The 7,594-nt window shown below is 35.5% G+C and carries 5 protein-coding genes; 2 read left to right on the plus strand and 3 right to left on the minus strand.

The window, feature by feature from the left end; genetic code table 11:
• Positions 1 to 258 precede the first annotated feature (258 nt).
• On the minus strand, positions 259 to 996 hold the full coding sequence (locus SUSAZ_11165; GenBank protein ID AHC52376.1) for an SAM-dependent methyltransferase: 738 nt from the start codon (positions 994 to 996) through the stop codon (positions 259 to 261).
• Between the two features lie 112 nt (positions 997 to 1,108).
• Here SUSAZ_11165 and SUSAZ_11170 point away from each other — a divergent pair, with 112 nt between their 5' ends.
• Positions 1,109 to 2,035 (plus strand): ornithine cyclodeaminase, encoded by a 927-nt coding sequence (locus SUSAZ_11170; GenBank protein ID AHC52377.1) that lies wholly within the window; start codon positions 1,109 to 1,111, stop codon positions 2,033 to 2,035.
• On the opposite strand, the gene SUSAZ_11175 is transcribed toward SUSAZ_11170, so the two are convergent.
• Positions 2,022 to 2,552, minus strand: a complete 531-nt coding sequence (locus SUSAZ_11175) for an ATP--cobalamin adenosyltransferase (GenBank protein AHC52378.1) — start codon at positions 2,550 to 2,552, stop codon at positions 2,022 to 2,024. The genes SUSAZ_11170 and SUSAZ_11175 overlap by 14 nt on opposite strands.
• A gap of 118 nt (positions 2,553 to 2,670) precedes the next feature.
• Positions 2,671 to 5,898 (minus strand): hypothetical protein, encoded by a 3,228-nt coding sequence (locus tag SUSAZ_11180; GenBank protein ID AHC52379.1) that lies wholly within the window; start codon positions 5,896 to 5,898, stop codon positions 2,671 to 2,673.
• A 129-nt stretch (positions 5,899 to 6,027) separates the two neighbouring features.
• On the opposite strand from SUSAZ_11180, the gene SUSAZ_11185 reads away from it, so the two are divergent.
• Positions 6,028 to 7,263, plus strand: coding sequence for an isocitrate dehydrogenase (locus tag SUSAZ_11185; GenBank protein ID AHC52380.1), 1,236 nt, complete (start codon positions 6,028 to 6,030; stop codon positions 7,261 to 7,263).
• The last annotated feature ends 331 nt before the right edge of the window (positions 7,264 to 7,594 follow it).

Raw genomic sequence — 7,594 nt, forward strand, 5'->3', positions numbered from 1 at the left:
TTAATAAACGTATTATAATGATAAATTACAATAATGATTAACTTATTAGAAAATTTATAAAATATTTAGAGAAATAACGTGGAGGTGTTTAAAAACTGTTGAGATATCTCATGTTAATTCTCGATATAGATTGTTTTGTTTATGCTATATGTTCAGTAAAATTAGGATAGTTCAGGATATATCTCGATCTCTAGAAATTAGACTTAATTATTAAGACAAATAAGAGATTATGCATTAACAATAAAATATAATTAGAAATCAAATTGGCTTTGCGATTATTGCCATTTGTGGATCAGTAACTTCAAATCTCTTCCATGAATATCCACTTAAAACCTCCAGTATTTCAAATCCAGACTTTGTTAACAATCTAACTATTTCATGTAAACTATAAAATCTCTGCGAAAATGTTATTCTCTCTATCTCTTTTCCATCCTTTAAATAAGACCTGGTGACTTTCAACCTTGAGGAGAAAGGATCAAAATCATTTTTATCAATAATCACATAGGGCGGAACGTAAGAGTGTACTACCTCTGGTTTGTTATAAATAGCATAGTCCCTATTCTCCAAGTTAACAATAAGTAGACCACCCTGTTTTAAAACTGCTCTGAATTCGTTCAATATCCTTAAATCGTCTTCCTCCTCATAATAACCCAGACTGTTAAAAATATTTAGAATAATGTCGAATTTATCTCTTATTAAAGTTGAGAGATGTCTCATGTCTCCCTTGATAAAGTTACCTTTTTTAACTCTCTCCTTCGCCGTGTTAATCATCTTTTCTGATATATCAATTCCGCTTACGTTGTAGTTCAATCTAGTGAGATAGTAACTAACTCTACCAATTCCACAAGGTACATCAAGAATATTTCTCGCATCAATCTTATATTTCTTAATTACTTCATCTATCCACTTAGCCCACTTTTCTCCTTCTTCCCATATCTTCAGCATCTCGTTAATGTAAAGATCAGACTCAAATATCTTAATCCAATAATCTTCCATTAGATATTCATATGGCTGAATGAAAAAATAAAACTACCTATCTTACGCTAAACGATTTCCAATAAACTTGAGGTAATATTTAATATATTCGTAGAACAATCAAGTATCAACAATGCTCGTACTGAATAAAACTCAGTTAGAGGAAATTCTTGACGTCGAAACAGCTGTAAATGCAGTCAAAGAAGCTTTTTCACTATATTCAGCAAGGAGAGTAGTGCAACCGCAAAGACAAGTACTGAACGTTAAGGGAAACTGGTGGGGAATCATGCCTTCTTACACTGATCTCTCTCTTGCAGTAAAGATAGTCAACGTAATACCATCAAATAAGGAAAGAAATATACCGAGTGTGCAAGGAGTAGTTATATTGATGTCCCCAGATACAGGAGAGACATTAGCCATACTGGATGGTTTAGTCCTTACAGCAATTAGGACTTCGTCCGCGAGTATTTTATCAGCGGAGCTAGCCATGAACACGAGAACAATAGGAACTTTAGGTATAATAGGAGCTGGTACCGAAGCCCGTTACCACCTAAAATTAGGCTTAAGTTATTTTAGAGTTGATAGGGTGTTGATTTCAGCAAGGAGGAATCATTATTTATTAGCTAAAGAATTCGGTGCTGAGGCTGTAGAACTAGAAAAAGTGCTAAAGGAAGCTGATGTTATATTTTCCACAACTTCCTCATCCTCCCCCGTGATTTTAGGTAAATATTTGAGAGACGATTTCCACATCTCCAGTATAGGTGCCCATACACCTGAGTCAAGGGAAATAGATGATGACACTATAAGAAAGATTGAGACATATATGGTGGATTCTGTTGAGGCGGTAGCGAATGAAACAGGAGATTATATTCAGCCTATAAATAATGGTGTTCTAAGGAAGGAAAAGGTTATTGAAATCGGTGAGGTAATCAATAGAGGTTTGAAGGTCAAAAGACCATCATTATTCAAGACCATAGGAATAGCCTCTGAAGACAATTTAACAGCATATATGGCATATAAGGTTGCCCTAAAAAAGGGCATAGGGATTAATGTGGAATAGACTTTCTCCATAAAATGTTTGGATTATTAGTTTTCTTATTGACATAAAGAGCTAATATAAACAGCAACGTTGAGAGTCTATTTAGGTATTTTTCATGAATCTGTTTAGCTCTGTTAGTCTTCAATAACCTTACTATACTTCGTTCTGCCCTCCTACAGATAGCCCTTGAGAGATGAAGAGATGATGAGGCAATATGACCACCTGGAAGAACAAAGTTCTTTATAGGCTCTAAGGTTTTGGAGTACTCTTTAATTAATTTTTCCACATGTTTCACTTTTTCCTCGTCAAAGTTCATCTCAAATCCAGCAATTTCAGATGAAAGCTCAAAGATATCAGACTGTACAGTCTCCAATACTTCTTTAATATCTGGATATAAACTTATAACAACTCCTAAAGAGGAGTTCAACTCGTCCAAATCCCCCAAAGCTACAACTAAGTCCTCGTCCTTCCATACTTCGCCTCCTGAAGGTAGTCTAGTTTTACCACTATCACCACTCCCAGTATACCACATAATAATTAGATTTGCTCTCATAGACTTATATCATTTACCTTCTAACTAAAGCCTTAGCCCTTCTAAGGGAAAATTGTGAAATGAAAAAACTAGACTCTTTATAGCTTTTAACTTTCTTAGGGTACTAAATCTTCTTATTTCTCTCGAGGACTAGTAGCACAATCAAAGGAATTAGTGAAATAATTGATGCTATCGCCTCAATAGTCAAAGCCGAAATACCGGTCTGCGAGCCATTATTCAATGGAGCAGAGGTAAAGGTCACTAAGTTCTGTCCCTGATATGTGCTAACATTTGTATATGTAAACACTTTGGAATTTAGAAGAGAAAGGTTGTATACTTCAGTATTTATCAGAACTATAGAGGAGTTTATAGCCGTGAGATTCTTGACTACTGAATTCATGAGAACAACGTGCTCGTTCTTAAAGAACGCATTTTCTATATATAGACCTACAGCGTTAGTACCGTTAAAGAATTTCACATAAACGTAGGGCATTACTGTCAACTCCAGTCCACTGGAACTCGGAAAAGCCTCCAATGTGGAGTAGTTAACCGAAGTATTCACAGGAACTACACTTCCATCATCAGATATACCCACTATATATACATACCATAAACCAGATATCAAGCTATAGGGAAGACCTGAACTCTGGGATGGAATTGTGAAATCACCTATCCAGTAGCTCCCGTTAAAATGAAGAGGTACAATGTAGTATATACCGGAAGAGGGGTTACCAATAGAGTATGATGGTGTAAGTATAGCAGAAAATGATCCTAGAGTTACCTTCGAGTCATTTATGCTATTCTGTATTAAAGCTTTTACTTGTATTGTCTCGTTTTCAAAAGCCACATTATTAACATAACTTAAGACGCTCAGTCTGTTACTGGTAATATATATTTGTGTATAACCAACTCCAAATGAACTATAACTCCCGTTACTATACTTGGCTATAGCCTCTACAGTATAATATCCAGATGAGAGGTTTAGAGGAACTTGTATTTTACTGATATAATAGGAAGAGGATGATATTGGAACTGCATTAACATTAGTGCTGTAATAGGTTAATCCATTCTTAATGAAATTAACAGTTATGTTAGGATACCCTAAGCCTAATTCATAAATATATAATGTTAAACTTCCCCCAACATATGTGCTGATAGGCTCAGCTAATGTGTTTGGCAATAAGATTGGAATTACGTAAAATCCTAACACAAACTCATCTAGCCCAATAGCATTATTTACAGCAAGAACCCAGACTCCTCCAAAATTATTAAAACTTGAGAAGTTGAGGTATCCTTCCAGTAAATTTTCCGTTGTGTTAACCTTTATACCTAATTGCGAAGTGTTAACAATTTTTTGATTTACTAGGTTAATTGTAAAAGCCTTTGCTAAATGTCCGGTAAGCTGATTCTCATTATAGACTTGCAGTGAAAAGCCCTTTGCAGAGGAAATCGGTGTTCCGTTAGGATATGTTATCAAGGCTATTACGGGAATGTTTCCAGGTATGGGATAAACTGCAACTAATGGGAACAGAAATATAGCTTGATATCCATATATTATATACGAGAACCCATAAAGACCATTATAGTTTGCTACAATCTCGTATATTCCAGATCTGGTATAATTGAAATATCCAACATAATAGCTACCGTTATAAGATAACGTAATGGATGAGACAATATTAGTTCCGTTAAATACGTTGGCATATATATCTAAAGGCATCTGTTGCCCACTAACTCCTGTTAATTGAGCTACAACCTTCACTTTTTCTCCTGGGACTGCAGTGAAATTCTGTAAACCTAAAGCTAAAGATGACTTTGGTATACTAATTAATTTAATGAAATATCCTGCGTTTATGTAGCCTAAACCTGTTACCAGATTGTTAGAGGAGTTTGCAGTATATCCACCATTATAACCAAAACTAATCTTTCCTAATGCTGGAGTGTTAGATATATTGTATATTAGTGGATTTATGAACCCTAGCCGACCTTTTACTTGAACTGTTAACGCTATAATACCAGATACTATCGGAGATGCCACAGACGTACCGCCCACAATTACAGTTTCATTGTTTACATAAACAACCTTAACTCCGGTATAGGGATCAGCTAATGCTGCCACATCAGGGACTTTCCTAAAACCTGATAATGACTGATAATATGGTGATGGAAATAGTGAGCTGTATCCGCCTGTACTACTACCTAAAATACTTTGTCCACTCCATGCTATCTGATAGGTTTGGTTATAAGAGGCAAACAGACTAGTTCCACCAACAGCTAACACATAGGGAATTGACGCTGGAACCAACTGGGATCCCATAGGACTAAGATAGAAATTATATCCTGTAGCTCCAGCATCTCCACTTGAAGCCACAAAGGTTATCCCTAAAGCCTCACCCAACCAATATTCATACATTATTGACTGCAGATATGAAAGAGGAAGTTCACCCATTAGAAAGTAAATTTCAGGTATCCCAAAACTTTGAGAGAGAACTGCCACTTGATTATCTTGAACTATATTGGCTAAAATCTCAGGAAGGGGTAGGTTAGAATTTGCAACATATAGCACAATCCCTGCACCGGGAGCTATGGAATGGACATACTCAACATCTAATGAGGCTTCCAGTGCCCAGCCTGATTGTATACCATCATTAGGGTTAAAGGGACCTATAGGGACGATATCCAAAAATGGGGGAGAGGTTATATTGTATAACTGGTCAAAAGTACTAAGTTCTTGCTGTATATACGGATTACCATCAAATACAAGAACTCCTATATTTACTCCCTTTCCTGTTATACCATTATCCAATAGATATGAAATATTATATGCTGTTCTGATATCATTGGGCGTACTAATAGAATAGCCCTGTAACTGCTCCTGGGTCAGATTTATCATATTCATGGGTTTTTCAACAAGCGCATTTGTTATATTACTAGATATTACTAAACCGGAAGCTATACTACTTCCTGCGATAAAATAGTAGACAGTTTTGCCTAGGAATCTTGTAATAATATATTGACCTTTAAACAATTTCTCAACTAGATATGGGGATGCTTGAAAAGATATGACATTGAGAGTTACGTTGGGCTGTATCCCGTTGTCCTTAAGTAGATTTACTAACTGCGAGATCTCGTTAGACGGTATAAATAGTGAATATAACTCATCTTCGTTCAGGATTTTATGTTGCTGTATATAAATTTGTAATAACCCAAGGTTTTTAGGCGGGACCACTATACTGACACTAACATAACTCGGTAAAGCGTTAGTTGTTTGACTATAGGTAGCAGGGTAACCTAAGTATAAGCCCAAACCTGACGATAAGATAATCAACAAAACTAGGAAATAGGATATCATTGATGTGTTGTAAAAACGTGGTTATATAAACTTTATCGAGTTTTCTTAATACATACTTTGAAACTGAAAAATAAGGGATTAGTCATGATAAACTACATCTAAAAGATTAAAAGGATATGCGTTGAACTATTGGTCATGTTGTACAAAGAACCTCAAGATGGGGAGCCAATAAAGTTTGAAAAGGGAAAATGGGTAGTATCAAATAAACCAATAATTCTATATATAGAGGGAGATGGAATAGGACCTGAAATTACTAATTCAGCTATCAGAGTAGTGAATAAGGCTGTAGAGAAAGCTTATAAAAGTTCTAGAGAGATCAAATGGTTAGAAGTGTATGCAGGAGAGAAAGCAAACAAGATCACAGGAGATAGGTTCCCGAAAGAGACGCAGGACATGTTATTAAAGTATAGGGTTGTATTAAAGGGACCTTTGGAAACTCCCATAGGAAAAGGATGGAAGTCCATAAATGTCGCAATAAGATTAATGCTTGACCTCTACGCAAACATAAGACCAGTTAAGTACATTGAAGGGCTAGAAAGCCCACTTAAACATCCAGAAAAGGTAGATATGATTATATTTAGAGAAAACACAGACGACCTATACAGGGGCATAGAATTTCCCTATGATAGTGAAGAGGCAAAGAAAATAAGAAAATTCCTTAGAGAGGAATTAAAGGTAGATATTGAAGATGATACAGGAATAGGACTAAAGGTTATGAGTAAGTTCAAAACCCAGAGAATTACCAGACTGGCATTAAACTACGCTCTTCAGAACTCTAGAAAGAAAGTCACTGTAATGCATAAAGGAAATGTAATGAAATACACTGAAGGATCCTTTAGGGAATGGGCATATGAAGTAGCACTAAATGAATATAGAGATAAGATAGCGACTGAGGAGGAAATTAACCGGGGAGTTAATTCAGAAGGAAAGGTTATACTTAATGATAGGATAGCGGATAACATGCTTCAACAAATAATCATTAGACCTGATGAATACGATATAATACTTGCCCCTAACGTAAATGGTGATTATATATCAGATGCTGCTGGAGCATTAATTGGAAATATAGGAATGCTAGGAGGTGCCAACATTGGAGATACTGGAGGAATGTTTGAAGCTATACATGGTACAGCACCAAAATATGCAGGCAAAAATGTAGCAAATCCTACAGGAATAATAAAATCATGTGAACTAATGTTATACTTTATGGGATGGAGCGAAGCAGCTAGACTAATAGAGAAAGCTATTAATGAATCCATTAAACAAAAGAAAGTCACCCAGGACATAGCGAGATACCTAGGTATCACACCTCTAGGAACAAAGGAATATACTGACACACTTGTGCAAATAATGGATTCCTTCTAATTAGAGTATATTTCTTTTGTTTCGTCTTATTTTTTTCCCTAACCTTAAAATACACACAGTATATTTCAATTGATTTCAATGAAACACGAAATCTACAACCGCTTTTCCCTCTTCACCTATATACAAAACCTATATCTGCCAATTTACTTGAAGTTCAATGGAAACGGGTGAAATTTACACTGTGTGTCTCTAATAATTATACAATACGATAAGTTGGTATTATATACTCGATTTTTCACATACAAAAAATATGGTATAATATGAAATTATTACATTTATGAGAAAATAGGGAACTTTATCGCTAGAAACAAAAGAAATATACTGCAAAACC

This window comes from Sulfolobus acidocaldarius SUSAZ, from assembly GCA_000508305.1.
Lineage (GTDB): Archaea > Thermoproteota > Thermoprotei_A > Sulfolobales > Sulfolobaceae > Sulfolobus > Sulfolobus acidocaldarius_A.